At 53.3% G+C, this 244-nt stretch carries 1 protein-coding gene; it reads left to right on the top strand.

Going from position 1 to position 244, the window contains the following annotated elements:
• Nucleotides 1-244, top strand: a 244-nt coding sequence (locus AB4585_RS28270) for a phosphoenolpyruvate carboxylase (RefSeq protein WP_372172085.1), incomplete at both ends; no start/stop codon positions are given.

Below are 244 nucleotides of genomic sequence, written 5' to 3'. Positions count from 1 at the left end.
TTCCACGGTCGTGGCGGTACTATCGGTCGTGGTGGCGCTCCTGCGCACGCTGCACTGCTTTCTCAGCCACCAAAGAGCTTGCAAGGCGGTCTTCGTGTAACTGAACAAGGTGAAATGATTCGCTTTAAGCTAGGTCTTCCTCAGGTAGCGGTAAACAGCCTGAACTTATACGCCAGTGCGATTCTTGAAGCGAACCTGCTTCCACCACCTGAGCCGAAGAAAGATTGGCGTGACCTAATGGAAG

The sequence above is a fragment of the Vibrio sp. 10N.222.49.C9 genome (assembly GCF_041474985.1).
GTDB classification, from domain to species: Bacteria; Pseudomonadota; Gammaproteobacteria; order Enterobacterales; family Vibrionaceae; genus Vibrio; species Vibrio crassostreae_C.
Note: the sequence above shows the minus strand (reverse complement) of the source record. Positions and strands in the feature narration are given on the sequence as shown.